28 protein-coding genes are annotated in these 24,709 nt (G+C 54.9%); 20 read left to right on the top strand and 8 right to left on the bottom strand.

The genetic code is table 11. The features are described from left to right. Window positions 1–141 precede the first annotated feature (141 nt). Window positions 142–390, top strand: a complete 249-nt coding sequence (locus ACR0K4_RS05095; RefSeq protein ID WP_170452343.1) for a ParB N-terminal domain-containing protein — start codon at window positions 142–144, stop codon at window positions 388–390. Here the strand turns inward: ACR0K4_RS05095 and ACR0K4_RS05090 are convergent. The 3 genes from ACR0K4_RS05090 to ACR0K4_RS05080 form a co-directional block, all read right to left on the bottom strand. Next, the gene (locus ACR0K4_RS05090) at window positions 382–1,395 is read right to left on the bottom strand and encodes a fatty acid desaturase (protein WP_480669782.1); all 1,014 of its coding nucleotides are present in this window, start codon (window positions 1,393–1,395) and stop codon (window positions 382–384) included. The genes ACR0K4_RS05095 and ACR0K4_RS05090 overlap by 9 nt on opposite strands. 72 nt (window positions 1,396–1,467) lie before the next feature. Continuing rightward, window positions 1,468–1,674, bottom strand: coding sequence for a cold-shock protein (locus tag ACR0K4_RS05085; protein ID WP_170430361.1), 207 nt, complete (start codon window positions 1,672–1,674; stop codon window positions 1,468–1,470). Window positions 1,675–2,177: 503 nt separating this feature from the next. After that, window positions 2,178–2,567, bottom strand: a complete 390-nt coding sequence (locus ACR0K4_RS05080) for a MerR family transcriptional regulator (protein ID WP_170637988.1) — start codon at window positions 2,565–2,567, stop codon at window positions 2,178–2,180. Between the two features lie 98 nt (window positions 2,568–2,665). Here ACR0K4_RS05080 and ACR0K4_RS05075 point away from each other — a divergent pair, with 98 nt between their 5' ends. Both ACR0K4_RS05075 and ACR0K4_RS05070 read left to right on the top strand, forming a co-directional pair. Beyond that, on the top strand, window positions 2,666–2,989 hold the full coding sequence (locus tag ACR0K4_RS05075) for a hypothetical protein (protein ID WP_480853106.1): 324 nt from the start codon (window positions 2,666–2,668) through the stop codon (window positions 2,987–2,989). Between the two features lie 4 nt (window positions 2,990–2,993). Further along, on the top strand, window positions 2,994–3,212 hold the full coding sequence (locus ACR0K4_RS05070; protein ID WP_254441363.1) for a GDCCVxC domain-containing (seleno)protein: 219 nt from the start codon (window positions 2,994–2,996) through the stop codon (window positions 3,210–3,212). A gap of 358 nt (window positions 3,213–3,570) precedes the next feature. Here ACR0K4_RS05070 and ACR0K4_RS05065 read toward each other — a convergent pair whose 3' ends face one another. From ACR0K4_RS05065 to katG, 3 genes are all read right to left on the bottom strand, one after another. After that, on the bottom strand, window positions 3,571–4,035 hold the full coding sequence (locus tag ACR0K4_RS05065; protein WP_480853105.1) for a GFA family protein: 465 nt from the start codon (window positions 4,033–4,035) through the stop codon (window positions 3,571–3,573). A 271-nt stretch (window positions 4,036–4,306) separates the two neighbouring features. Next, window positions 4,307–4,780, bottom strand: coding sequence for a GNAT family N-acetyltransferase (locus tag ACR0K4_RS05060; protein WP_480853104.1), 474 nt, complete (start codon window positions 4,778–4,780; stop codon window positions 4,307–4,309). A gap of 153 nt (window positions 4,781–4,933) precedes the next feature. Then, window positions 4,934–7,108, bottom strand: coding sequence for a catalase/peroxidase HPI (gene katG, locus ACR0K4_RS05055; protein ID WP_480853103.1), 2,175 nt, complete (start codon window positions 7,106–7,108; stop codon window positions 4,934–4,936). A 157-nt stretch (window positions 7,109–7,265) separates the two neighbouring features. Here katG and ACR0K4_RS05050 point away from each other — a divergent pair, with 157 nt between their 5' ends. Beyond that, window positions 7,266–8,162 (top strand): hydrogen peroxide-inducible genes activator, encoded by an 897-nt coding sequence (locus ACR0K4_RS05050; RefSeq protein ID WP_480853102.1) that lies wholly within the window; start codon window positions 7,266–7,268, stop codon window positions 8,160–8,162. 5 nt (window positions 8,163–8,167) lie between these two features. Here the strand turns inward: ACR0K4_RS05050 and ACR0K4_RS05045 are convergent, their stop codons facing one another. Continuing rightward, entirely contained in the window at window positions 8,168–8,914 is a 747-nt protein-coding gene (locus tag ACR0K4_RS05045; protein WP_480853101.1) for an IclR family transcriptional regulator, read from the bottom strand. Between the two features lie 216 nt (window positions 8,915–9,130). On the opposite strand from ACR0K4_RS05045, the gene ACR0K4_RS05040 reads away from it, so the two are divergent. From ACR0K4_RS05040 to kce, 10 genes are read left to right on the top strand one after another with little or no spacing between them, the layout of a single operon-like run. Further along, on the top strand, window positions 9,131–9,967 hold the full coding sequence (locus ACR0K4_RS05040; protein ID WP_480853100.1) for a cyclase family protein: 837 nt from the start codon (window positions 9,131–9,133) through the stop codon (window positions 9,965–9,967). 58 nt (window positions 9,968–10,025) lie between these two features. After that, on the top strand, window positions 10,026–10,382 hold the full coding sequence (locus ACR0K4_RS05035; protein WP_480853099.1) for a cupin domain-containing protein: 357 nt from the start codon (window positions 10,026–10,028) through the stop codon (window positions 10,380–10,382). Continuing rightward, on the top strand, window positions 10,382–11,167 hold the full coding sequence (locus ACR0K4_RS05030; protein WP_480853098.1) for an SDR family NAD(P)-dependent oxidoreductase: 786 nt from the start codon (window positions 10,382–10,384) through the stop codon (window positions 11,165–11,167). Before ACR0K4_RS05035 ends, ACR0K4_RS05030 begins: the two co-directional genes overlap by 1 nt. A gap of 24 nt (window positions 11,168–11,191) precedes the next feature. Continuing rightward, window positions 11,192–12,094 (top strand): 3-hydroxyacyl-CoA dehydrogenase family protein, encoded by a 903-nt coding sequence (locus ACR0K4_RS05025; RefSeq protein ID WP_480853097.1) that lies wholly within the window; start codon window positions 11,192–11,194, stop codon window positions 12,092–12,094. A 43-nt stretch (window positions 12,095–12,137) separates the two neighbouring features. Continuing rightward, a complete protein-coding gene (locus tag ACR0K4_RS05020) occupies window positions 12,138–13,418 on the top strand; it encodes an ABC transporter substrate-binding protein (RefSeq protein WP_480853096.1) in 1,281 nt (426 codons plus the stop codon). Between the two features lie 50 nt (window positions 13,419–13,468). Further along, complete coding sequence (locus ACR0K4_RS05015; RefSeq protein ID WP_480853095.1) at window positions 13,469–14,197, top strand: ABC transporter ATP-binding protein; 729 nt, start codon at window positions 13,469–13,471, stop codon at window positions 14,195–14,197. Then, the gene (locus ACR0K4_RS05010) at window positions 14,190–14,897 is read left to right on the top strand and encodes an ABC transporter ATP-binding protein (protein ID WP_480853094.1); all 708 of its coding nucleotides are present in this window, start codon (window positions 14,190–14,192) and stop codon (window positions 14,895–14,897) included. Before ACR0K4_RS05015 ends, ACR0K4_RS05010 begins: the two co-directional genes overlap by 8 nt. A 1-nt stretch (window position 14,898) precedes the next feature. Then, entirely contained in the window at window positions 14,899–15,762 is an 864-nt protein-coding gene (locus tag ACR0K4_RS05005) for a branched-chain amino acid ABC transporter permease (RefSeq protein ID WP_480853093.1), read from the top strand. Further along, the gene (locus tag ACR0K4_RS05000; RefSeq protein ID WP_480853092.1) at window positions 15,759–16,787 is read left to right on the top strand and encodes a branched-chain amino acid ABC transporter permease; all 1,029 of its coding nucleotides are present in this window, start codon (window positions 15,759–15,761) and stop codon (window positions 16,785–16,787) included. Before ACR0K4_RS05005 ends, ACR0K4_RS05000 begins: the two co-directional genes overlap by 4 nt. A 4-nt stretch (window positions 16,788–16,791) precedes the next feature. Then, window positions 16,792–17,730, top strand: a complete 939-nt coding sequence (kce, locus tag ACR0K4_RS04995) for a 3,5-dioxohexanoate:acetyl-CoA acetone transferase (RefSeq protein WP_480853091.1) — start codon at window positions 16,792–16,794, stop codon at window positions 17,728–17,730. A 440-nt stretch (window positions 17,731–18,170) separates the two neighbouring features. Here the strand turns inward: kce and ACR0K4_RS04990 are convergent, their stop codons facing one another. After that, the gene (locus tag ACR0K4_RS04990) at window positions 18,171–19,082 is read right to left on the bottom strand and encodes a LysR family transcriptional regulator (protein WP_480853090.1); all 912 of its coding nucleotides are present in this window, start codon (window positions 19,080–19,082) and stop codon (window positions 18,171–18,173) included. A 107-nt stretch (window positions 19,083–19,189) separates the two neighbouring features. Between ACR0K4_RS04990 and ACR0K4_RS04985 the strand changes: the two genes are divergently transcribed. From ACR0K4_RS04985 to ACR0K4_RS04960, 6 genes are all read left to right on the top strand, one after another. After that, entirely contained in the window at window positions 19,190–19,966 is a 777-nt protein-coding gene (locus tag ACR0K4_RS04985) for a CmcJ/NvfI family oxidoreductase (RefSeq protein WP_480853089.1), read from the top strand. Between the two features lie 12 nt (window positions 19,967–19,978). Next, window positions 19,979–20,944, top strand: a complete 966-nt coding sequence (locus ACR0K4_RS04980; RefSeq protein WP_480853088.1) for an LLM class oxidoreductase — start codon at window positions 19,979–19,981, stop codon at window positions 20,942–20,944. Between the two features lie 12 nt (window positions 20,945–20,956). After that, window positions 20,957–21,745, top strand: a complete 789-nt coding sequence (locus ACR0K4_RS04975) for an SDR family NAD(P)-dependent oxidoreductase (protein WP_480853087.1) — start codon at window positions 20,957–20,959, stop codon at window positions 21,743–21,745. A 92-nt stretch (window positions 21,746–21,837) separates the two neighbouring features. Then, on the top strand, window positions 21,838–22,683 hold the full coding sequence (locus ACR0K4_RS04970; RefSeq protein ID WP_480853086.1) for an enoyl-CoA hydratase/isomerase family protein: 846 nt from the start codon (window positions 21,838–21,840) through the stop codon (window positions 22,681–22,683). An 81-nt stretch (window positions 22,684–22,764) separates the two neighbouring features. Continuing rightward, entirely contained in the window at window positions 22,765–23,751 is a 987-nt protein-coding gene (locus tag ACR0K4_RS04965; protein WP_480853085.1) for a zinc-dependent alcohol dehydrogenase family protein, read from the top strand. 229 nt (window positions 23,752–23,980) lie between these two features. After that, window positions 23,981–24,613 (top strand): tyrosine-type recombinase/integrase, encoded by a 633-nt coding sequence (locus tag ACR0K4_RS04960; RefSeq protein ID WP_480853084.1) that lies wholly within the window; start codon window positions 23,981–23,983, stop codon window positions 24,611–24,613. The last annotated feature ends 96 nt before the right edge of the window (window positions 24,614–24,709 follow it).

Genomic DNA, 24,709 nt, shown 5'->3' with positions numbered 1-24,709 from the left:
TGACAATGAACCAGCGACTTGGATCATCCATCAAGAACTGCGCGAGGCTGTTCGTTCAGTTCTATGACGTACGTTCCGGCGCCTGCTTTTGTAGAGAACTCTGAACCGGAACAAATGCACGAAAGGTTGCACACGTAGCTTATGCTGGAGAAGAAACCATACCCGCTCGACCTGATCTATGTACCTGTGAAGCGTGCAAAAACACTTGATCAGCAAAAAGTCCTGACGCTGGCCGAAGATATTCTGAAGAACGGCCAGAAGACCCCGATCCAGATACGCGCGGACAACAAGAGGTTCGTGCTGATTGAAGGCCTTCACCGACTAGAGGCCATTCGCGCCCTCGGCGGTGATACTGTCGAAGCCTTTTTGGTGCGCGCCAGGCTACACTAGATGCCTATTGGAATTGGCGTTCGACAAAGCCTCGGAAAAAGTCAGCAGACGTTGACTTTTTTCATCCCAAAGATGCAATCGTGCGCAATGAAGGCTCTCATATAGAGTAATACGCTGGCAATTTTCCAACTCGGAATGGTCACGCAATACCTCGTTTAGCCGATAAAACGGTATGCGGCTGGCAAGGTGGTGAACATGGTGCACACCGATATTGGCAGAGAACCACCGCAGGATGCCTGGCAGGGCGTAGTGAGAACTTCCATAGAATGCGGCGTTCTGAAGATTCCACACTTCTTCCCGCTCCCAAGTCGTGTGTTCAAACTGGTGTTGAATATAGAATAGCCAAATACCAATCGATGCGGCGACGATCATGGTTGGAAGGAATACAAAAACCAGTACATCCAGGCCTCCGGTCCAAAAAATCAGAGCCAGGACCACCGCAATCGCGGCGTTTGTTCCCATTGCACTTGCCCAATACAGCCAGCCTGACCGCATGAAACCAAAGGGCAAGCGATTTTGAAAAAAGAACGTGTAGACCGGTACGATACAGAACAGGAAGAAGGGGTTCCGGATTAACCTGTAAGCGGCACGCCCGAACCAATTCCGTTTCAGGTATTCCTCAATGGTCAATGTAGGAATGTCACCCATACCACGCCGATCAAGGTTACCGGTTGAGGCATGGTGAATCGCATGGCTTTGCCGCCAGACGTCATAGGGTGTCAGGGCGAGAACACCCAGAACCCGGCCGGTCCAATTGCAAACGGTGCGGTTTCTAAAGAAGGATCCATGACCACAATCATGCATAATGATAAAGATACGGACCAGAAATGCGGCGTTCAGGATGGCCAATAGAACAGTGACCCAGATACTAAGGGATAGCGCAAACCACGCTGCGCCCCATAGCGCGAAAAAGGGGATGACAGTGATTGTCAGTTCAATAACGCTACGCTTCGTATCGGGCACACGGTATTGCGCGAGCGCCCGGGTCAATTCCTGCTGTTGCAACTGACTTGTTCTCCAAGGGCTTTTAGCAGCCCATTGTGCAAACGGGCACCCCATAAGGGTGCCCGTAAAAGGTCAGGCCAGTGCCAGATTGGCGGCGCTGTCGCGCCCGTCACGGCCAGCTTCGACGTCAAAAGTGACCTTCTGGCCGTCCTTCAATTCGCTGATGCCGGAACGCTCAAGTGCTGAGATATGCACGAACACATCGCGCTTGCCATCTTCAGGTTCGATAAAGCCAAAACCTTTGGTCGAGTTGAACCATTTTACTGTGCCATTTGCCATGGTGGAAGTCTCCTAATACTTGCCGCCCGCATTATTGCGGCGACTCGGCGTGGTCGGTCTGAATCGAAAGACTGAACGCCGAGTTTGGGAGACAGCAGGTCGAAAAAGAAAAACGTAAGCCCTGTGTATATGGACTTCGAGTACACACGATACAAGCCTTGATACAACGGAAAGCAACAGAAGATCTAAGTCTGCCCAGCCCAATTTGGGACAAAGATAAGCAGAACCATTGCTCTGTGGTTCGGAAATCAGAGGTCGGCTTCCGATAAAACCTGCCGAATGCGTATGCAGCAAATTGATTGCTCAGGCACGGCAGGTAGGGCTCACTGTCCGAAATCGCCGCGTGCTTCAAGAACACCGCGGCAAGGCACAAATGTTCATTGAGTGATTGAAACATTGCTAAATCAACGAGTTGACCTCTCTAACGAACGGTAGATTCTGCGCGGCCCGAATCTTGGGTCATGCTGCGTTGGCATAGGGCGACTGCGAGCCTCAAAGTGCCATTAGTAGGTCCGTATCTGCGCAAGCATCGGGCAAGAAACGTTCCCGATGTTACAGTTGGCCGTAAGTTCATTCAGGGCGGCCTCCAATCGCTTAAGTTCGATTATCTTCATACGCACATTGGAGATATGAAGCTCGGCCAGTTCCTTAACGGATTGGCAATCCTCGCTATCACCTTCGGATAGGTTGAGAAGCACCTTTGCATCGGCAAGCGAAAAACCCATGTCTCGGCACTTCCTTAGAAAACGAAGCCGTCCAACATCGTGCGCGGAGTACATGCGTCGATTATTCGATGCCCTTTCTGGTTTCGGCACGATCCCTTCGCGTTCGTAGTAGCGGATAGTATCAATTCCGACACCGCTTTGCCGGGATGCCTCCCCAATCGCAAACATGTGAGATTTCCTGTCTTGATCCTGTAGTGGCTACAGAAGTTAAACGAGAGGTTGTTGTCTCTACAACTCCGCGCGACGTAGTCCATCAGGGAAACAGAATGCAGAAGTACCTTAGCCTCAGCTATTTGGGATCGCTATCAGCGCTTGGCGTCGCGACTTGCTGCGTTTTGCCCATGACGATGATGTTACTGGGGCTGGGTGGCAGTTGGTTGGCAATCTTTGGGAAGGTTGCCGCAGCGAGTTACTATGTGCTGACGATGTCAACGGCGTTCGTCGTGATATCATGGATGGTATCTTATCGGCGCGGTTCCTTGCCGACGTTGAAATGGTGGCTTGCAGGAACGACTCTAATCACCGGCGTGGCTTGGGTCGTTGTGTTTAACGAGGCACGGATTAACGATTACCTGATCATGCAGATGTGAGACTATGACAAAACAAACTGTAGTCCTAGAAAGCACCCTGATTTGCCCGAAGTGCGGCCACAGCGAAACCGAGCAAATGCCAACGGATGCTTGCCAGTGGTTCTATGAATGCAAGTCGTGCAAAACAGTTTTGAAGCCGTTGGACGGCGACTGTTGTGTATACTGTTCATATGCCACGGTCCCGTGTCCACCAATTCAGCTAGGCGATAGCTGTTGCGGATGAAGTGAAGGACGGTTTTGTTGAGCGAACTGTGAGCTGCCGCCGCGAGCATCGCTGCTATTTGCATAAATGACAGTTTTTCCGCTGCTTGGCCGCACAAGGTATTCGGCAGTTGCAATGTTGTTACTGCTACAAGCGCATGCAGCAATAAAATCCAGGGTACAGGTTGGGCTCACACCAGTCATACGACGCTTTCCGTCGGGCTTTCGGCCTGTCGGGACGTGACAACGGCGGCTGTGCAGGACAAATTGAACCTTCGCAGCGGCTGGGCTAATGGGCGGTTTTAGAACAGCCGCCCTGTAAAACCAGTTCCGTGCATCAGGGTCACTAGGGTTTGCGAATTGCCGAAAAACAGATGGACTTAGTGGCAGCCACTCAACTGCGCAAACTCCGCAAGAAGCCTTTTGAACTCCGCAGGTGAAGGAAACGCTTCATAAGTGTGGACTGCGGGTGTAACTGCCCATGGAAGCTTGTATTTCGTCATCGTTTCGACAAAGGGCGTGAACCAAGTACTGTCGTCACAAAGCGTCACGCGTACGTTCACCCGATCATCAACGCCTTCGATTCTCGTGAACATCAAAGTCATGCAGTTGGGACAGAAGAAATGATACCGTCGCGATCCAGGCAAAGGTCTCGCCACCGGCGTACCTTTGACAACCTTGAAGCCGTTCGTCGGGATCATCGCTCCGAGCGAAAACGCGCTGGCACTCATTCTTTGGCAATCCATGCAATGACACGCGAGGGTCATTATGGGAAGCGCTAGGATTTCAAACTCGGTCGCCGAACAGCGGCAGGTTCCGCGAGCAGGCAGGTGCGGTTGGCGCATGCCAAATCTCCATTTTTTGGGGAATGCCAATCCGGACTTACGAAGCGATTGTTACGTAAGTCATGTCTGGCTGAGCAAAAGATTATCAATCATCTTTGCACTCGTAAATGGCGTATCAATTACGCGCCAGTTCCCGAAGAGCAGACCTTGATGCTACGCGCAGCTTCGATCACTCTGGTGCTCAGACCGGTCGTCTGACGGTTTCAGTAGGTCATCAGGTCGGTTCGGACGGCATCAAGGTCGGCCTAGCCGGACTAAATTGCCGTTCGGCTCATCTGGCTTCTTCGTGGCGCTTCAGCAGCCGTCGCTTTTGAAAACCGGTTCTCGATTGTTCGAAACCTGCGCTTTCGTAAAAAGACAAGGTGGCGGGCCGTGTCGATCCTGTACTCAGCATGACTTTGTAACATTCATGGCCCCACGCGCGTTCACAGGCCGCATCGAGTATCGCCTTGCCAAACCCTTTTCCTCGGTAGTCGGGATGCGTGACCACATTCTCAATTACCGCATAAGGCCTTCCACCCCTAGATAAATTTGGAACGACAATGATCGAGCATGTCGTCACATCTTTACCGTTGATCTCTCCCAAAAGCACTGCACTACCATCAATCAAGGAAATCTTGGAGATGTTCGCTTTTGCTAGTTCGAGCGAGCATCTTTCGTTGTCAGAAGACAAATAATCATAGAGCGCTAGTATCGCCTCAGCGTCACCGGCAGATGCAGCTCGTGTTCGAATATCACAGCTCATAGATCAATTTTAGATGGGTTTCTGCGACTGCACAATCATGCAATATGGGCTCGTTGTGGACATCGGAGGCAGTGCAGCATCTGCTCAGGATCGTTTCAACTAAAACAGGGAAGTTTCAGAGCCCCGGCTTGGGGCTCTGCTTTGATTGAACGGTTAGACCAAATCGAACCGGTCTGCGGTCATAACTTTGGTCCAGGCCGCAACAAAATCACGAACGAACTTCTCGCTATTGTCAGCCTGCGCGTAAACCTCAGCATAAGATCTCAACACAGAGTTCGAACCAAAGACCAAATCCGTGCGGGTCGCCGTCCATTTCAATTCAGACGTTTTGCGATCGCGCAACTCGTAGGTACCGTCTTTACGCGGATGCCAGCTATAGCGCATGTCCGTCAAAGTCGTGAAAAAGTCCTGCGTCAACGCACCGGGACGGGCAGTGAAGACACCAAATTGCGTATCCCCGTGGTTTGCGCTCAGAACCCGCATGCCACCAACTAGAACGGTCATCTCACGCGCGGTCAAACCCATAAGTTGAGCCCTGTCCAGCAGCATTTCTTCGGCACTTACGGCGTAGTCTTCTTTTTGCCAATTGCGGAACCCATCCGCCAAAGGCTCAAGTACATGAAAGGACGCCTCATCCGTCATTTCGGCGCTGGCATCCCCCCGTCCAGGAGCGAACGGCACAGGAACAGAAGATCCCACCGCTGCGATTGCTTGTTCCAAGCCCACGTTACCGGCCAGAACAATGACATCCGCGAGTGATGCATCCGATTTTGTTGCAATAGGTTGAAGTAAGTTAAGTACTTTCTGCAATCGTGCAGGCTCGTTCCCGGCCCAGTCTTTTTGCGGAGCAAGCCGAATGCGCGCACCATTTGCTCCGCCTCGCTTGTCAGAACCGCGGAACGTTCGAGCACTATCCCAAGCGGTGCTGATCATTTCGGCTATGGTCAACCCAGTTGCAGCAATCTCGGTCTTTACTAAGTCAATGTCATAGTCGGCATTTCCCTTAGGAACAGGGTCCTGCCAGATCAGGTTTTCGGACGGGACATCAGGGCCGACATAGCGTGCCTTTGGCCCCATGTCGCGATGGGTAAGTTTGAACCACGCTCGGGCGAAGGCATCATCAAAAGCGGCTGGATCCTTACGGAACCTTTCCATGATTTCACGATAACCCGGATCCATTTTCAGCGCCATATCAGCATCCGTCATGATCGGCATCACTCGGATCGAGGGATCCTCGACATCAGCCGGCATGTCCTCGGGGTTGATCTCGACCGGCTGCCACTGCCATGCACCTGCCGGGCTTTTCTGCAGCGCCCATTCGTGGTCAAGAAGCATGTCGAAATACCCCATATCCCAAGTTGTCGGGTTAGACGTCCAGGCACCTTCGATCCCACTGACCATAGTATCGCGTCCGATACCGCGACCTCTTGTGTTCATCCAGCCGATACCCTGCATTTCAGGCGGCGCAGCTTCGGGATCGGGGCTTAGGTTCTCAGGGCTGCCATTGCCGTGACACTTGCCGATCGTGTGGCCCCCTGCGGTGAGTGCTACGGTCTCCGCGTCATTCATTGCCATCCGAGCAAACGTTTCCCGCATGTGCATTGCGGTTTTCAAAGGATCCGGCTTTCCGTTCACACCTTCTGGATTCACATAGATCAATCCCATTTGAACCGCTGCCAGTGGATTTTCCAGCGTCGCGCTATCGCCAACGTCGTCGTATCGACTATCACTGGGTGCAAGCCATTCGGTCTCATCCCCCCAATAAATATCAGTCTCAGGCGCCCAGATATCCTCGCGCCCAAAGGCAAAACCAAAGGTTTTAAGGCCAGCCACTTCGTAGGCAATTGTGCCCGACAAAACGATGAGGTCGGCCCAACTTACGCTATTTCCGTATTTCTGCTTTATCGGCCACAGAAGGCGGCGACCCTTGTCTGTGTTGACGTTATCTGGCCATGAGTTGAGCGGCGCAAAACGCTGGTTGCCGGTTCCGGCCCCGCCGCGACCATCCGCTGTCCGGTAAGACCCTGCCGCGTGCCATGCAACGCGGGCAAACATGCCGACATAGCTGCCCCAATCTGCAGGCCACCAGTCCTGACTGTCTGTCATAAGTTTGCGCAGATCCGCTTTAAGCGCTTCAACGTCCAGAGAACTCAAGGCCTCACGGTAGTTGAAGTCTTCGTCCATCGGGTCGACGCGTGCGCCGTGTTGATGAAGAATGTCCAAGTTCAGGGCATTCGGCCACCATTCGGTGACTGACTGACCGGCAGCGGTGTTACTACCATGCGCAACAGGGCATCCGCCCGAGGAATGACGAGGGGTTCCGTCCATGACTGGCTCCAATTCAGAACAATAAGTTTCTTTACGTCTCGCCGACGATTTCATACATGTCACCTGGCGGAACAGGTATGTTCGGCTGCAGCTTAAATACCTTAAGCATCTGATAGAGTGAAATTTGTTGTTTCAAACAGGGTGATTAAAAAAATTTATGAAAAACCTTACAATACGACATCTCAGATACTTTGAGTCACTTGCCCGGCATCAGCATTTTGGGCGAGCAGCAGAGGATTGCGCCGTGTCGCAACCCGCGCTGTCCATTCAAATCAAAGAGTTGGAGAATATCGTTGGCGCCCCTCTGATCGAACGGGCCGCACGCAAGACGTCTCTGACACCTTTGGGCGAGACGTTTCTGGACCGCGCGCGCGAGGTGCTGAAATCCTTTGATGATCTGGGCGATATCGTGCGTGCGACAAACGGACCATTCGAAGGGACTTTGAAACTGGGCATCATTCCGACCATAGCGCCGTATCTTTTGCCCCGGCTGATGCGCGCGATATCCATGCGATTTCCAGCGCTGGAGCTTCACCCCAAAGAAGCCGTAACCCCCAGCCTGATCTCTGGACTGCTCGAATCCAAGCTGGACGCGGCGATTGTTGCGTTGCCAGTGTCTGAACCTACATTGCAGGAATTCGCACTATTTGAGGAACAATTCGTGCTTGTCCGCCCGCTGGAGGAATCGAACCAGCCCGTCCCGGACTTGAATGCCATGCATGCCATGCGGTTGCTGCTGCTTGAGGAAGGACACTGTTTTCGCGATCAGGCGTTGTCTTTCTGCACCCCTGGCGGGCGAAAACCCAAAGACATTCTCGAGGGCTCATCGCTCAGCACCATTGTACAGATGGTTGGGGTCGGCATTGGTGTGACGCTTATCCCGGAAATGGCCGTCCCGTTCGAGACAAGGTTGGCAAATGTTTCCGTATCGCGATTTCCCGATCCGGGGCCGACGCGGACCGTTGGGATGATCTGGCGCAAAACGACGCCGCTGACGCAGCAGTTACTTCAAATCGGGGCAATGGTACGGTCCGCCGGACGGTCCCTACCATAACGGTTTCAGACGAATGTTTCGGCGATATTGGATGCAGTTTCCAACAACGCCGTTTCTATCTTTTCGCGCTGTTCTTCGAACCGGGACGATGGCAAGGGGACCGAGATTGCATGCAATTCTCCACCCCAGTCCCGAAACGCAAACCCAATGGCTGAAACGCCGCCGGAATGTTCATCAAGGTCATAAGCCAGTCCGGTTTTCCGCACCGTTTCAAGCTCGGTGAGAAACCGCGTCATATCCCGGTTTAACCCGTTGCGGGCCCATTCGTTTGAGATCAGCCGTGTCGCTTCGTTCTCGGGCAGTTGCGCTAGACAGGCTTTGCCGTTGGCAGTTGAAGTCAGTGGAAAAACCTCACCCACCCGCGATACGGTAGTCAGGCGGTGGGTGCCCAGAATTTGATCCAGAAACACCATCCCGATGCCACGCATAACAGCCAAATCCGTGGTCTCACCGGTTTTTCGGGCCAGTTCATTCAACAGCAAGCGGCAATGTTCGACAATATTGTACTGCACAGACCCAGCCAACGCACTGAGTTCCGGCCCTAGCCGCAGTCCGCCACCGTTCGCGTCGGTGATAACGAACCTCTCTTGCGCCAAAGCGCTTGTGATTCTCTGTACCGTAGAGCGGGGCAAATCAACCCGTTCGGCGATCTTCCCCAAGCTCATCCCGCCTTCGGTCTCTTTGAGCACCCGCAGTATCGCGGCCGCTCTTGCTATGACCTGGATGCCACCTTTGTCATTTTTATCAAGCATTTGACCACCTATTCCCCGGCTAACGGCTTGGCGCGACTCAAATCATATTCAGCAATAGTTGTCCCGCATTGCGATACAAGTCAACCGTATTGTGAATTTTACCTTGACCACATAGCGGTGCATATGCATCACTATGCGAGACAGGTGGGAGGAACCACCCGGACATTGTGAAACACCAAAACGCCGGTTAGCTGGCGAACCAAGGAGATGTGCCTGATGGTTGAAATCCGCGGGATCGAGTTCGAAGCGAACACCGACAACAACATGGGGTTAGAGTTCTACAACCTAAGCCATCGCTATGGGTTTCAGTGCCCAAACTGGCCGTATTTCAAAGACGTTCAGATCGACCGTAAGCACTATATGGCTAAGTCCGGTGTGCTGAGTCAGACGATCACGACAACCATGCACGTGACCACTCATATTGATGCACCCGCTCATGTTGTGCAGGGCACCCCCTTCATCGACGAAGTACCCCTGCCGCATTTCTTTGGCACTGGGTTGGTTGTCTCTGTTCCAAAGAAAAAGTGGGAGCAGATCACGGGCGATGATCTTGAAAAGGCATGTGGTCATGCCATCCGCAAAGACGATGTTCTGATCATCAATACCGGTTGGCACAAGCAATATGAGGATGGTGACTATTTCGCCTATTGCCCCGGTTTGGTGCCCTCAGCGGCCGAATGGATGATCGAAAAAGGCGTCAAAGTGGTTGGCCACGATACACAGGCAAACGATCACCCGTTGGCAACCGCAATCGGGCCGCAACGGAACGGACCCATTATGCCGCATCTGGAAAAAGAGTATCTGGAATGGTCCGGCGGCACCCCTTGGGAGGTAGATTTCCCTGAGTGGGAACCTGTCCATAACATGCTGTTCTCGAAAGGTATTTTGGGGATTGAAAATGTCGGGGGCGATTTGGATGCGGTCACCGGCAAACGCTGCACCTTCGCCTTCTTCCCCTGGAACTGGGATCGCGGTGACGGCTGTATCATCCGTCTAGTCGCGATGATCGACAAGTCCCAATCCTACCGCATCGCAGATGGCGCGGACTTCTGAAACCTGCGGCCGCCGTCTCGGGCGGCCCGCAAACTGACTGTATTTGACAGAGGCAGACATGCATCTCAAACGCTTTCAAGACGCCCAACCCTACGAGGCCCCGAACCATTTCGGATGCTACGGGTTGCGACTGCAGGGGTTCGAACCGGGCGGCCCAACCAACCAATGGGTCGGGTTCAGCCAGTTTCTGCCCGGTGGCGGCGCGGGCCCGGATTCGACCCCTTTCGAGAAGGTCTATGTCGTGCTTGAGGGCGAAATAACCGTCATCAGTGGCGGTGCAGAGACGACGCTGACTGCGCTGGACAGTTGCACGATTGCGCCGGGAGAAGTGCGGACACTGGAAAACCGCTCAAACCATACCTGCAAGATGCTTGTGGTCATCCCCTACCCGCCAAAAACTCAAGGACCAAACTGATGTCTGATCCCCTGAAAATGTTCGATGTCAAAGGCAATGTCGCCCTGATCACCGGTGCCTCGGGCGCATTCGGCATGGTCGCCGCGCGTGTGTTGGCTGGTGCTGGCTGCAACCTGGTGCTCGCGGCGGGTAATCCCGACGCACTTAGCGAGATTGCAAGTGAATGCGAGACGCTGGGAGCTGCGGTGAAAACCGTGAACGCACGTCCTTCGGATGAGGCTGCGTGTGACGCGTTGGTCAACGTTGCAGTGGACACCTTTGGACGGTTGGACATTCTGGTCGTGGCCTCCGGTATGAACAAGGTGGCCCTGATCAACGATATGGAGCCGGAAACCTTTGACGCGGTGATGGACGCCAATGTCAATCAAAGCTGGCTGTTGGCGCGGGCCGCCGCCGCGCATATGAAATCAAACGCCTATGGCAAGATCATCTTTGTCAGCTCGGCCCGAGGTACTCTGGGCCACCCGGCGGGCTACACGGCGTATTGCGCCTCCAAGGCTGCGGTCAATGGGATAACCAAGGCTTTGGGGTGCGAACTTGGGCCGACGGGCATAACGGTAAACGCGATTGCACCCACGGTGTTTCGCTCACCTCTGACAGCTTGGATGTTCGAGGAAACGGATGACGCCAAGGCCGTGCGGGATGGATTTTTGACGCGCGTTCCCAAGGGACGGCTGGGAGAGCCGGAAGATTTGTCTGGCCCCCTGTTGTTCCTGGCATCACATGCGTCCGATTTCTACACCGGACATATCCTTCACGCCGATGGCGGCTATACGGCGGGTTGAACGATGGTTCCTAGGAAACAGCAAATGGCCGTTATCGGCGCAGGGCTTATGGGTCACGGGATTGCCCTGACACTGGCCAAGGCCGGGCAATACGTAGCAATCACAGACCCGTTCGAACAAGCACGCCAAACGGTCGCCCATCGCATTCGCGCCAGCATGGCCGCAATGGGGGATGACGACACGACGATCGCCAAAGCGCTGAAGATGATCGAGATTTTTGAAACCACCGGTGCTGCGGTTAGGCAGGCCGATGTGGTATTCGAAGCAGCGCCGGAAAAGCTGGAACTAAAGCAGGCGATCTTTGCCGAAATCGAAGAGCACGCGCCGGAGAACTGCATTCTGGCGTCGAACACCTCGGTCATGCCGATCACTCAGATTATGTCGGGACTACGGCTGAAGAACCGTGCGTTGGGCACACATTGGTGGAATCCACCGCATCTGATCCCTTTGGTCGAGGTGGTCAAAACGGAATGGACTGACGCTTGTGCAGCTCGGACAATGTTCGATCTGCTGGCATCTGCGGAAAAAACGCCTGTGATCGTTGAAAAGGACGTACCGGGTTTCATCGGTAACCGTCTGCAACACGCGCTTTGGCGCGAAGCAGTTAGCCTTGTTGAAAATGGCATTTGCGATGCCGAGGCGGTGGATACCGTCATCAAATCCAGCTTTGGCCGCCGTCTGGCCGTGCTTGGCCCGCTGGAAAACGCCGATCTGGTTGGCACCGACCTGACACTCGATATCCACGAAAACGTCCTACACGACCTTGAGGCCCGGCAAGCGCCATCACCCTATCTGGAAACGCTGGTCGCCGACGGCAAGCTGGGAATGAAAACCGGCGAAGGCTTTCGGCGCTGGTCCGAGGCCGACGCTGACGCCCTTCGTCAACGCGTCACACTGCATCTGAGACAAGCCAACGAGACCCTGTAGACTGATCAAAACGCTGGCGGGAGGCCAGCGAAGGGAGGATACAATGAAAAAAACACGCATCGCACTAACCCGGCGCAGGTTTCTGACCACCGCGACAGCGGCACTTGCTGCGCCCGCAATCCTTAAGGCAAGCCGGGCTTATGCCGCCACTCCGACGTTGAAAATCGGTAATGTAAGCCCCCGAACCGGGCCTTTAGCCGGGTTTGCCGAAGCAGATGAATATGTTCTGCAAGCTGTGCAGGCCGCCTTTTCCGCAGGGCTGGATAACAACGGCAAAACCTGGAATGTCGAAATTATCTCGAAAGATAGCCAATCTAACCCGAACAGGGCGGCCGAAGTTGCCGCCGACCTGATCCTGGGGGATGAGGTGGACATCATCGTTGCGGCTTCGACCCCGGATACCGTGAATCCGGTCGCTGATCAGGCCGAGATCAACGAGGTGCCCTGCATCACCACCGATTGTCCCTGGCAGCCCTACTTCTTCGGCCGCAACGGTGTGCCGGGCGAAGGGTTTGAATCCACATTTCACTTCTTTTGGGGCCTAGAGGACGTGATCGCCGCCTTCCTGGGCATGTGGGACAAAACGGGCGTAGCTAAAAACGTGGGCGGGTTGTTCCCGAATGACGCGGACGGCAACGCTTGGGGGGACGCAGAGCTTGGTTTGCCGAAACCTCTGGCTGCCGCAGGGTACACTCTGACAGACCCGGGCCGGTATCAGCCGTTGTCGGATGATTTCTCGAACCAGATTGCGGCTTTTAAGGACGCGGGTTGCGAGATCGTCACCGGCAACATGATCCCCCCCGATTTCGCGACCTTCTGGAACCAATCGGCACAACAGGGTTTTAATCCCAAGGTAGTTACCATCGGCAAAGCGCTGCTGTTTCCATCGGTGATCGAGTCGCTAGGCGACCGGGGCAATGACCTGACAACCGAGGTTTGGTGGTCACCCCACCACCCGTTTGCGTCATCGCTTACCGGGATCACCTCAAAAGAGCTGGCCGAAGGTTATACCGCCGCGTCAGGACGTCCCTGGACACAGCCATTGGGCTTTAAACATGCGCTGTTTGAGGTTGTGGCGGATGTCATAAAACGCACAGAAGATCTGGAAGACCCCTATGCGATTATCTCTGCCATCACCTCGACCAACCTGAATACAATCGTGGGACCGGTGAACTGGGGAGACGGCCCGATCAATAACGTCACCAAAACCCCATTGGTCGGGGGGCAATGGCAGAAATCAAATGACTCGTATCAGTTGCAGATTGTTGCGAACAATACAGCGCCCGAAGTTCCTTTAACCGCGGACATGCAGTTGCTTGGTTAACTGCGAATTCGGTGCCCTTTTGGGCACCGCACCCCACCTTCGAGGAAAAGATGACGACTCTCCTAACTCTTCAGGATCTGAGCAAAGCGTTCGGCGCAGTCACAGTGTCCGATCATATGAGCTATGAGGTTCAGAAAGGCGATGCGTTGGGGGTCATTGGTCCCAACGGGGCTGGCAAAACCTCGATGTTCAACCTGATTACCGGCACGCTGAAGCCAAATTCAGGCAAAATCCAATTCGACGGTCACAACGTCACGAAATGGAGCGCAGCTCGTCGCAGCCATGCAGGTATTGCGCGGTCCTTTCAGGTGCCCCAACCCTTTTCAGGAATGACCGTGTTTGAAAACGCGATGATCGCCGCAACCCAATCGGCAGGTCTGCACGGGCACAAGGCCGAGGCTCTGTGTCTGCAGGTTCTAGACCAGACCGGGCTTATGCCCAAAGCCAACGTTTTGGCGGGCAGTCTCACCCTGTTGGAACGCAAACGTCTGGAATTGACCCGCGCGTTGTGCGCCAAACCCAAGCTGTTGTTGTTGGACGAGATCGCCGGTGGTTTGACCGAAGGCGAATGCCAGTCGCTTGTCCAGACAATCAAGGACATTCACACGGCGGGCGTCACAATCATCTGGATTGAGCACGTGGTCCATGCGCTTTTGGCCGTGGTGGACCGGCTGATTGTGGTCGATTTCGGCCGGAAGATCGCCGAGGGCGATCCGGCAACCATCATGGACAGTGCCGAAGTCAAAGAAATCTACCTGGGGATCGAAGCCGATGCTTGATCCCATTTTGCAAACCAATGGGCTGAATGCGCATTATGGCGATTTCCAAGCCCTTTATGGGGTCGATCTTGACGTGGCCGAAGGCGAGGTTTTGGCCATCATCGGTGCAAACGGCGCGGGAAAGACGACCCTGATGCGGTCCATCACCGGGCTTTTGACGAACCAACCCGGACAAATCCGCTATCACGGGCAGGATATCAGCCAATTGCGCGCCGATGAGGTCGCAGCGCTTGGCTTGGCGATGGTGCCCGAAGGACGGCAACTGTTCCCCTCCCTATCGGTCAAGGAAAACCTGATGATCGGGGCGCAAGTTGGTCGGCCCGGCCCATGGGATCTGCGGGCAGTCTACGCCCTGTTCCCAATCCTTGAGGAACGCCGCGATCAAGCCTCAACATCTTTGTCCGGCGGGCAACAGCAGATGGTGGCAATCGGACGCGCATTGATGGCCAACCCTGACTTGATCCTGTTCGACGAAATCAGCCTTGGACTGGCCCCGATCATTATCAAGGACATCTACGACGCGCTGCCTGGCATCATCGGCGAGGGTATGAGCGCGATCATAGTCGAGCAGGACATCACCAAGGCCCTGTCGGTTTCCAGCAGGGTCTACTGCCTGCAAGAGGGGCGCGTTTCGCTGGAAAGTGCCTCGGACACCGTATCGCGTGAAGATATCACGCGCGCCTATTTCGGGATCGAATGACATGGACTGGCTGAACGCAATTCTACAGGGCACCTTGCTGGGCGGGTTATATGCTTTGTTTGCGGCAGGGCTATCTTTGATCTTCGGGGTCATGCGGCTGGTCAATATCGCCCATGGCGACCTGATCGTTCTGGCTGCCTATTTGGGGTTGACCGTAACCACCGCCACAGGGATGCATCCTTTGCTTGCTTTGGTGGTCGTTGTCCCCGCCATGGCATTGATCGGTTATGCCCTTCAGCGCGGGCTTTTGAATCAGACGTTGGGCGACGACATTCTGCCGCCCCTGCTCGTAACCTTCGGCCTGAGCGTCATCATCCAAAACGCCCTGCTAGAGGTGTATACCGCCGACCCGCAGGACCTGAATGCCGGGGCCCTGGAAACAGCAAGCGTTTCGGTTGGCGGGCTAACGCTGGGCGTGTTGCCGCTGTTAACCTTCGCAATCGCGGTTGGGGTGATTTGGGCCCTGCAATGGACCTTTTATCACACCGCATTGGGCCGTGCCTTCAGGGCGGTGTCCGACAATCAGGATATCGCGCAGCTAATGGGGCTCAATCGCCGACACATTTTCGGCTTGGCTATGGCGTTGGCTTTGGGCGTCACCGCAATCGCCGGTATCCTTCTAGGAATCCGCACAAGTTTTGACCCATCGATCGGAGGAGGCCGCCTGATCTTCGGATTTGAGGCTGTGATCATCGGTGGACTCGGCAACCTGTGGGGCACATTGGCTGGCGGCGTCATTCTGGGTGTTGCGCAAACCATCGGGGCCAAGATCGACCCGGGCTGGCAAGTGCTTGCAGGTCATTTCGCCTTTCTCGTCATTCTCGCCATCCGCCCCAACGGCCTTTTCCCGAGGATTTCAGGATGAACCTTAAGGATTACTCTGTATCCCGCACATCGCGCGCCGCGCGTGTCGCTGCGATCCTTGCCGCAATTGTGCTGCTGATCCTGATTGCAGCCCCCTGGTGGGCTGGGCGCGCCGAAATGCGCCTGATGGGAGAGATTTTTCTATATCTCTCACTCGCGACGCTTTGGAATCTGATGGCGGGTTATGCCGGTCTGGTTTCGGTCGGCCAACAAGCTTTCGTCGGCTTTGGTGGCTATATGCTGTTTGCCCTAACCATCTTTGGTGGTCTGCATCCTCTTGCAGCAATTGCAGCGGCTGGGCTTCTGGGTGCTCTGATCTCCATCCCGGTTGCGGTTTTGATCTTCCGGCTGCGCGGTGCGTATTTTGCAATCGGAACCTGGGTGATTGCCGAGGTGTTCCGGCTGGGCTTTGCCCAAGTTTCGGCGCTGGGTGGTGGCTCGGGGTCCTCACTCCCGGTCGCTATCGTGCGCTCTCTGGCGTCAGGCAGGGCAATGCGCGAAGCTGTCAGCTATTGGCTGGCCCTTGGGGCCGCGATTCTGGTCGTCAACGCGGTTTACCTGTTCCTTCGCTCCCGACAAGGCCTGGCCCTGATGGCGATCCGCGACAACGAATTGGCAGCTGGCAGTTTGGGGATCGATATCTGGCGCACGAAATTCATCGTCTATGTCGTAACCTCTGCCCTGACCGCGATAATCGGCGCACTGATCTTTCTGCAGAAATTGCGGATTTCGCCGGACGCCGCATTCAGCGTCAACGACTGGACAGCCTTTGTCATCTTCATAGTAGTAATCGGAGGCATCGGTACCATCGAAGGACCGATCATCGGCACCCTTGTCTTCTTTCTGCTCCGCGAAACGCTGGCCGATTTAGGTACCACCTACCTGATCGTTCTGGGCGTGGTGGCAATCATCGTGATGCTGAAAGCCCCTAAAGGCATCTGGGGCGTTATCCGCAACCGCTACGACCTGCAACTTTTCCCGCTGGGCTACCGCGTCAAACAGGCCGGTCAATCAAAGGAATCCTGATCCCATGGCTCGACAGAACAAAACCATTATCACCTGTGCTGTTACCGGTGCGATCCACACTCCGACTATGTCAGATGCCCTACCCTATAGCTATGATGACATTGCCAAGCAGGCAACCGAGGCGGCCGAGGCCGGGGCGTCCATTCTGCATCTGCATGCACGCAATCCGGAAACCGGGGCACCGTCGGTCGATGTTGATGACTTCGCCCCGTTCCTTCCCAGGATAAAGCAGGCGACAGATGCGGTTGTGAACCTGTCAACAGGCGGGTCACTGACCCTGTCCATTCAGGACCGTATCACCCCGGCCAAAACTTTCAGCCCCGAGATGTGTTCGATGAACATGGGATCTATGAACTTCTCGTTTCACCCGCTGGCAAATCGCTACAAGGACGGCGACTGGAAGTTCGATTGGGAAAAGGAATATGTCGCGCAGTCTGACCAGAACATCTTTCGCAATACGTTTCGCGACATTCGCGAAGCCGCCGAAACGCTGGCACCTCATGAGATCAAGTTCGAACATGAATGCTATGACGTCGGGCACCTTTATAATCTGAAATTCTGCATGGATATCGGATTGTTCAAAGCGCCCATCTTCATTCAGTTCATCTTTGGAATTCTGGGTGGAATCGGGCCCGAGGTCGACAACCTGATCTTCATGAAACGCACCGCTGACCGACTGTTCGGCGACAACTACCGTTGGTCTGTTCTGGGTGCCGGCGGTGCTCAGATGGCGCTTGGGACTACAGCCAGTCAGATGGGTGGGAACGTACGGGTCGGGTTGGAGGACAGCCTGTTCATATCCCGCGGGAAACTGGCTGAGAGCAACGCTCAACAGGTCCGCAAAATCCGCCGTATCGTGGAAGATTTAGGAAGCACCGTCGCCACGCCAGATGAAGCGCGCGAGATACTGGACCTCAAAGGTGGAGACCGCGTTTCGTTTTGAATTACGCAGCCTTTGTTTCCCAATTAGTTGCTGAGCCCAAGCGATATAGAGACAGGCTTTTTGCAACGCCTGTCGACGATTTAAGAGACGCGACTGAGTAGTTAAGGAGTACCTAAATGCTTGATCGAGAACAGATCGACAATTGGAGCACCGGTAAACCTCAGATCAGACGGCATGCTAACACAAAACAGATACCTCTTGAGGACCAAATCATTTGGTTCTTGGCCAAAACCGCTTATTCCGTTCATTCGCCGAAGTCTTTGAATGCTGTGTTCGCAGACCACCTTCCTGGCGTTCGCTCCGTGAGCAAATCTTAGGGCCGCACGGAGTCACAATGTGCGGACACACTAGACTTGCACGACTGCGCAAAGCGTGACTGCTTAGCGCCTGCCCTCGACCTCGGCGTTAGGATATCTAAATTCCCCCAGACCTAGCTGCGCTCAAGATTCCCAAGGCGGTTTTGCGCCAATCTCAGCGATCAAAAAGTCCATGAACACCCGCACTTTGGGTGAGAGTACGTTGGACTTGGGATAGATCAGCCACAAGACGTTGTCTTCTGCGGCTTCGACTTCCGGCAGCACTCGTATCAGACGGCCCGAATCCAGATGGTCATGCACGCTCCACAGGGCGTTCAAGGAAATACCTGCCCCGGCTAGTGTGGCGCGAACCTGACTTTGACCGTCATCGATAATCAATTGGCCTTTGGCTGAAGCGGGATCGAAAATAGCGTTTTCGCCTCCCGGTCCTGTCAGTGACCGCGGTTGGAGGTCTTGGAAAGCGATCAGACGGTGGTTTGCCAGATCGCCTGGCGCCTTGGGGGTGCCGTGTGTGTCGAGATAGCAAGGGGCAGCGCAGAGGATGCGCCGGTCATCGGCTAGTTTACGGCCCTTCAGGCTGGTATCGACAAGTGGCGCGTTTCTGAGGGCCAGATCATAACTGCCTTCAATCAGATCGAACTGCACATCCGACAAATGCAGGTCGAGCGTGAGGTCAGGGTGCCGTTGCAGAAATTTCGGCAGGATCGGCGCGATGTAAAGTTGCGCAAAACTGCTGGGTGCCGCAAAGCGCAGAGTACCTTTTATGGTCGCTGTCTGCTTGCCCAAAGCCGTAAGTGCTGCCTCTTCCTGTGCGATGATCTCGCGGGCGAACGGCAGGAAATCGGCGCCTTCGACGGAAAGTGACACTTTGCGCGTCGTGCGATGCAACAGCTCAGACCCCAGGCCTTGTTCCAGCTTGGCAAGCTTTGCGCTTGAGACAGCCGGGGCCATGCCCAATCCGCGCCCTGCAGCGCTGATGTTCAACATTTCCGCTGCCCTTACGAATAGGCGGAGCGCGTCTGTATCGAGTCCCATTATATTCAAAATCCGAATTTTCAATCCAAGAATGACTATTTTATACACAATTAACTTGGTGTTAAATACCCCTCATGGATGCAGCACCGCATAAGCAGGAGGCGCAAGTGACACGAAAAGCCACGGTCAACTACCATGTTCACAAGCCCTATCGGCAAGCTTTTGAGCTAGACGCAGATGGGATTGCGGGAAACCTGATTTCTCCTGAATTGACTCCAACCTCTGTGACGTTGACCGATATGCGCGCGACGACCACCTCTGTTGCATTTGCTTCTGATGCAGTTGAATTCACGCCGCTGGAAACGCGGGTTCAGGACTTTTCTGGCAGCGCTTGGAAACAGAGCCATGACGCGGAACTGGCAGCGCTGCTGCGGGAAAAACTTGGTGCACGCGAGGTTGTGGTTTTCGATCACACGGTTCGGACAGATGACCCGGATGCGACGCGAAAACCTGCCCGTAACGTCCATAGTGACTACAGCAAGAACGGAGCCGAGCAGAGGCTTGTCGATCTATTGGGAGCCCAAACCGCAGCTGAGTGGTCGCGGGGTCACTATGCTTTTGTCAATGTGTGGCGCCCTATTGAGCATCCGATCAATTCGGCACCTTTGGGCTTTGTTCGTCCGTCATCCGTTGATCCGTCCGACTGGATTCTGCTGGACCTGATCTATCCTGACCGCAAAGGGCAAATCATGGGGCTGGTGGGAAATCCCCGGCATGAATGGGTCTATCAATCCAAGATGACGCCTGAGGAAGTCGCGATCTTCAACATCTATGACAATCAAGGACTGTCATCAATTGCCCATAGCGCGCTTGATCTAATTGAGGACCCAGGCGTCACGACAATTCGCAAAAGCATCGAGAGCCGCACTTTAGTGCGCTATTAACAAGACCGAGACATGTTGAATAGAATGCAGCCTGCTGAGTTTGCCAAAATCAACGTGACGTATAATCAGGTGTTCCGCCCCGGCCGGCTGAGCATTGGTCTTGTGTTGCCGCTCGAAGCATACGCGGTTGGCACACAGCCGACGCTCCGCGGACATTTGGAAGCTGCTCAGAGGGCTGAGAAACTTGGGTTTGCAGCACTGTGGCTGCGGGACGTTCCTTTCAATGTTCCCAGCTTTGGCGATCCAGGACAGGTCTTCGATCCATTTGTCTATCTTGGGGCGCTGGCAACAGCGACAAACCGGATTGCACTTGGAACGTCGAGTGTCATCCTGCCATTGCGCCACCCCGCCCATGTGGCCAAGGCAGCGGCGACGGCGGATGTGCTCTCGGGTGGGCGGTTGTTGTTGGGCGTTGCGTCCGGTGACCGCCCCGAAGAGTACCCGGCGATGAACCGAAGTTACGATGACCGAGGTCAACGTTTCCGCGACAGCATTGATTACATCCGGGCGGTCGGGTCGGATTATCCCACACATCAAAACGCTCAAGGTACTTTGTCTGGCGGGATTGATCTATTGCCAAAGCCGCATGGCACACGACTACCTATGCTTATTACCGGTGGTAGCCAGCAATCCCCCGATTGGGTGGCGCAGAACGGCGACGGTTGGATGACCTATCCACGCAATACGTCTGCCCAGGGGCAGGTCATCGCGGATTACCGAAGGCGTGTGAAAGCGGCGGGCCAACCGGACAAGCCGGTCATGCAATCGCTCTACGTCGATGTCGTTTCCGACCCAGCCGCACCTCCGCGCCCGATCCACCTTGGGTTTCAGTCCGGCACCAATTTTCTGCGCAGCTACCTGAGCGAGGTTGAAGCGCTTGGGATCAATCATGTCGCGCTGAACCTGAGGTTCAATCAAGCGCCGATCGACGCAACCCTTGAACACCTAGCGGACACCGTGCTGCCTGACTTTTCGTAAAGGATTCAACCGATGACCAAGACCATTCTCATTACAGGCTCAACTGACGGCATAGGCTTGCTAACAGCCAAGAAGCTGGCCGCCGACGGGCACAAGGTGCTTTTGCATGGCCGCAGTATATCCAAACTGGAGAGCGCAGCTGCCGCAGTCGGTGGCGATGTCGAAGTCTTTGCCGCTGATCTGAGCGACCTGTCCGCAGTGCGCGAACTGGCCGAGAACGTGCGTGCGAAACATGATAGGTTGGATGTTTTGATCAACAACGCGGGGGTGCTGAAAGCCCCGCAAACCGTACTTGAGAATGGGCAGGACATCCGCTTTGTCGTCAATACTCTTGCACCGTATCTGCTGACCGACTTTCTGCTGCCGATCATTCCGGCAAACGGGCGCGTCGTGAACCTGTCGTCAGCCGCACAGGCCCCGGTGAACATCAAGGCAATGCAAGGGAATGTGCCGCTGGCGGATATGGAAGCCTACGCCCAAAGCAAGTTGGCGATCACCATATGGACACGGGAATGGCCCAAATCCCAAGCCGATGCGCCGGTTATGGTTGCCGTAAATCCCGGATCACTTTTGGCCTCGAAAATGGTGCAAGAGGGGTTTGGCGTTGCCGGGAATGACATGAATATCGGCGCGGATATCCTGATAGATGCCGCCTTGGGCGCGCGGTTCGCCGACGCGTCAGGGACCTATTTCGACAATGACAGTGCTGCTTTTGCGAACCCGCATGCCGCAGCATTGGACAAAGATCACGTTGCTGACGTCATGAACACCATCAAAAGCTTGATCGCCCAAACGGGCTAAGCAAAGCGGCGCAAAAACGCCGCGCACCTCCACCTTTGATGCTCCCCCACCCCTCGCGCATGCCGCGTCGAGGCCCAAGAAAGGACTACCTGATGAAATACGAGAACTTTCAAACCTTCGACGTCGCCGTTGAGAATGGCATTGCCACGGTCACATTCAACTTTGGCTCTGTGAATGTGCAAGGTCAGGAAATGCTGGCCGACCTGAACAGTCTGGCTATGCGGTTGGAGCGCGACCGCAACACTAAAGTCGTGATCTTTCAATCCTCCAACCCGGAAATCTGGGTCTGTCACTACGACACCGAGCTGCTCAAGGACATGTCGACTGAGGCGGTATCACGTGAGGACGCGCAGCTTTTGGATTTGCAGTCTGTTTGCGAACGGATCAGCAAGGTACCGCAGGCCACCATCGCAAAGCTGGAAGGGTTTGCCCGCGGCGGCGGACATGAATTGGCGTTGGCACTCGACATGTGCTTTGCCGCGCGGGGCAAGTACAAGTTCATGCAGATGGAGGTCGGCATGGGCATCCTGCCATTCGGTGGCGGTGCCTCCCGCATGGCACGTCAGACCGGCCTGGGCAAAGCGCTTGAGATCATCCTGAGCGCGCAAGACTATAACGCGGATGATGCAGAGCGTCTGGGCACAATCAACAAAGCGTTGGAGCCGGATGATATTGGCCCGTACGTGAACACTTTAGCTGAACGGATCGCGCAATTCCCTGCAGAGTCGATCAATGCCTGCAAGCAGATGATCTATGAATCCATCGACAAACCGATTGATGAGGCGCTGAAGGCCGAAGCCTATTGGCTGTATCAGGCCACCAGCAAAACTTCGGCCGTCAAAAGGTTTACGATCGCAGATGAGCAAGGCTTGGAGCACGACATCGAGAACCAGCGCAAATGGGGCGATCTGGTGATGCAGGTGCAGGACATCAACTGACCAACCCCCAACATAATGATCTTATCCGGCGTGCGTTGTTAAAGCGCGCGCGGGGCGTCACATCCAAAAAGGAATATCCCAATGAAAGCAATGGTTCTGAATACCTACGGACCCGACGCGGTATTTGAGCTCACTGAGATGCCCGATCCGGTCGCCTCACCCGGACATGTACTGGTCAAAGTGGCCGCCACCAGTGTCAATACTGTCGACACGATGATCCGAAACATGGGCGCGGACCTGCCCCTGTCCCCCGCATTACCCGCTGTGCTTGGCATGGATTTTGCGGGCACTGTTGTTGCGGTCGGCGACGGTGAGACAGGCTTTGCCATAGGTGATGAGGTGTATGGCTGCGCCGGTGGTTTGATGGACCTACCGGGCTCTCTGGCGGAGTACATCGACGCGGATGCCCGCCTTATTGCACATAAGCCCAAAACGCTGAGTATGCGGGAGGCCGCAGCGCTGCCTCTGGTCGGTATCACCGCCTACGAAGGGCTAACCCGCGCAGGTGTTGGCGAAGGGCAGACTGTGCTCGTGCAAGGTGGCGCAGGTGGTGTTGGTCATGTCGCGGTTCAAATCGCGCGCTACTTTGGGGCAACCGTTTCGGCAACAGGTCGCGGTGTCAAACAACTGGCCCTAATCGAAGAGTTGGGTGCGCAACCCTTGGATTTCACGACGCAAAAGGTCGAGAACTACGTGGCAGAGCATACTGGTGGCGTAGGCTTTGATGTTGTGTTCGACAGCGTCGGCGGGCAGAATATGACGAACTCGTTCGAAGCCGCCAAACTAAATGGCCATGTCGCCTCGACCGTCGCGATGGTCGAGATCGACTTGACTCCAGTGCATTTCAAGGGTCTGTCACTGCATGTCGTCTTCATGCTGATCCCGATGATGCACGATGTCGAACGGCAAACCCATGGCGACATCCTTACTGTATTGGCGGAGATTGCAGATGCGGGCGGGCTCAAACCGATTGTCGACGAGCAAAAGTTCGGATTAACCGAGGTCGGCGCATCTTACGCGCACCTGACGAATGGATCTGCGGTTGGGAAAGTCATAGTTGAGTTGTGATGCGATCCGGCGAGGATTGGTGCGCGCGGAACAACTGCGCGTGCCAATTCAGTTTAGCCAGCAGTTGATGTCACCTTTCCAGAGCTTAAGCTATCCTTAGTGCAGTTTGCAGAAAAGGTTACAGAGGGTTTACTGCCGACTTCGAAGGAATCGCAGCGATTCCATGATATGGTGCCTCGTCAACGTCGGGTTGTCGTTGCGGAGGGCATGGCGGATCGGAGGATGAGTCATGGAAACACCAAACCTACCTGCCATTCGCGCACTTCGTCCTGCATGGAACAAAGGTCGGATCGTCGGCCAGAAACGACCGTTGAAGCCAAAGCATGTCTGGGCAATCCGTGTACGCCTTGAATTGGCGGAAAACCATCGCGACCTTGCGCTGTTCAACATGGCAATCGACAGCAAGCTTCGAGGCTGTGACTTAGTGAAGATGAAAGTCGTCGACATTATGTCATCTGGCCAGATCAAAGAACGGGCTTCCGTGTTGCAAAGCAAAACGCAAAAACCGGTGCGTTTTGAAATATCCGAAAGCACCAGAGCCTCGGTCGAAAAGTGGATGGAGGACGAACTCATGATCGGCTCTGAGTACCTTTGGCCGGGCCGCTTCCATGAGCGTCTTCACATCTCGACACGCCAGTATGCGCGGATCGTTCGAGATTGGGTGACATCGATTGGTCTGGAGGCGAGCGCATATGGCACGCATTCGATGAGGCGAACAAAGGTGACCCAGATTTACAAGAAGACTGGCAACCTTCGCGCTGTTCAGCTTCTGTTGGGACACACAAAAATGGACAGTACGGTCAGGTATCTCGGTGTTGAACTTGAAGATGCCCTTGCCATTGCTGAAGCCATTGAAATCTAACTTCTCTGGGCCGTCTACATGGGCGGCCCAAAGCCGTCGTTCAATATTGATCACCGTCGCTACGGTGAGGCCATACAGAGGAGACATTCGCTGACA

The sequence above is a fragment of the Ruegeria sp. K11 genome, assembly GCF_056531905.1.
This window is presented reverse-complemented; position numbering and strand designations above follow the sequence as displayed.

Coding starts and splice junctions, on each gene's coding strand:
- ACR0K4_RS04990 (WP_480853090.1), bottom strand. CDS start 19,082: ATGGGACTCGATACAGACGCGCTCCGCCTATTCGTAAGGGCAGCGGAA.
- ACR0K4_RS05080 (WP_170637988.1), bottom strand. CDS start 2,567: ATGTTTGCGATTGGGGAGGCATCCCGGCAAAGCGGTGTCGGAATTGAT.
- ACR0K4_RS05030 (WP_480853098.1), top strand. CDS start 10,382: ATGTCTGATCCCCTGAAAATGTTCGATGTCAAAGGCAATGTCGCCCTG.
- ACR0K4_RS05095 (WP_170452343.1), top strand. CDS start 142: ATGCTGGAGAAGAAACCATACCCGCTCGACCTGATCTATGTACCTGTG.
- ACR0K4_RS05000 (WP_480853092.1), top strand. CDS start 15,759: ATGAACCTTAAGGATTACTCTGTATCCCGCACATCGCGCGCCGCGCGT.
- ACR0K4_RS05075 (WP_480853106.1), top strand. CDS start 2,666: ATGCAGAAGTACCTTAGCCTCAGCTATTTGGGATCGCTATCAGCGCTT.
- ACR0K4_RS04965 (WP_480853085.1), top strand. CDS start 22,765: ATGAAAGCAATGGTTCTGAATACCTACGGACCCGACGCGGTATTTGAG.
- ACR0K4_RS05070 (WP_254441363.1), top strand. CDS start 2,994: ATGACAAAACAAACTGTAGTCCTAGAAAGCACCCTGATTTGCCCGAAG.
- ACR0K4_RS05050 (WP_480853102.1), top strand. CDS start 7,266: ATGAAAAACCTTACAATACGACATCTCAGATACTTTGAGTCACTTGCC.
- ACR0K4_RS05010 (WP_480853094.1), top strand. CDS start 14,190: ATGCTTGATCCCATTTTGCAAACCAATGGGCTGAATGCGCATTATGGC.
- ACR0K4_RS05085 (WP_170430361.1), bottom strand. CDS start 1,674: ATGGCAAATGGCACAGTAAAATGGTTCAACTCGACCAAAGGTTTTGGC.
- ACR0K4_RS05020 (WP_480853096.1), top strand. CDS start 12,138: ATGAAAAAAACACGCATCGCACTAACCCGGCGCAGGTTTCTGACCACC.
- ACR0K4_RS05015 (WP_480853095.1), top strand. CDS start 13,469: ATGACGACTCTCCTAACTCTTCAGGATCTGAGCAAAGCGTTCGGCGCA.
- ACR0K4_RS05005 (WP_480853093.1), top strand. CDS start 14,899: ATGGACTGGCTGAACGCAATTCTACAGGGCACCTTGCTGGGCGGGTTA.
- ACR0K4_RS04960 (WP_480853084.1), top strand. CDS start 23,981: ATGGAAACACCAAACCTACCTGCCATTCGCGCACTTCGTCCTGCATGG.
- kce (WP_480853091.1), top strand. CDS start 16,792: ATGGCTCGACAGAACAAAACCATTATCACCTGTGCTGTTACCGGTGCG.
- ACR0K4_RS05040 (WP_480853100.1), top strand. CDS start 9,131: ATGGTTGAAATCCGCGGGATCGAGTTCGAAGCGAACACCGACAACAAC.
- ACR0K4_RS05060 (WP_480853104.1), bottom strand. CDS start 4,780: ATGAGCTGTGATATTCGAACACGAGCTGCATCTGCCGGTGACGCTGAG.
- ACR0K4_RS04980 (WP_480853088.1), top strand. CDS start 19,979: ATGTTGAATAGAATGCAGCCTGCTGAGTTTGCCAAAATCAACGTGACG.
- ACR0K4_RS05025 (WP_480853097.1), top strand. CDS start 11,192: ATGGCCGTTATCGGCGCAGGGCTTATGGGTCACGGGATTGCCCTGACA.
- ACR0K4_RS05065 (WP_480853105.1), bottom strand. CDS start 4,035: ATGCGCCAACCGCACCTGCCTGCTCGCGGAACCTGCCGCTGTTCGGCG.
- ACR0K4_RS05035 (WP_480853099.1), top strand. CDS start 10,026: ATGCATCTCAAACGCTTTCAAGACGCCCAACCCTACGAGGCCCCGAAC.
- ACR0K4_RS05045 (WP_480853101.1), bottom strand. CDS start 8,914: ATGCTTGATAAAAATGACAAAGGTGGCATCCAGGTCATAGCAAGAGCG.
- ACR0K4_RS04975 (WP_480853087.1), top strand. CDS start 20,957: ATGACCAAGACCATTCTCATTACAGGCTCAACTGACGGCATAGGCTTG.
- katG (WP_480853103.1), bottom strand. CDS start 7,108: ATGGACGGAACCCCTCGTCATTCCTCGGGCGGATGCCCTGTTGCGCAT.
- ACR0K4_RS04970 (WP_480853086.1), top strand. CDS start 21,838: ATGAAATACGAGAACTTTCAAACCTTCGACGTCGCCGTTGAGAATGGC.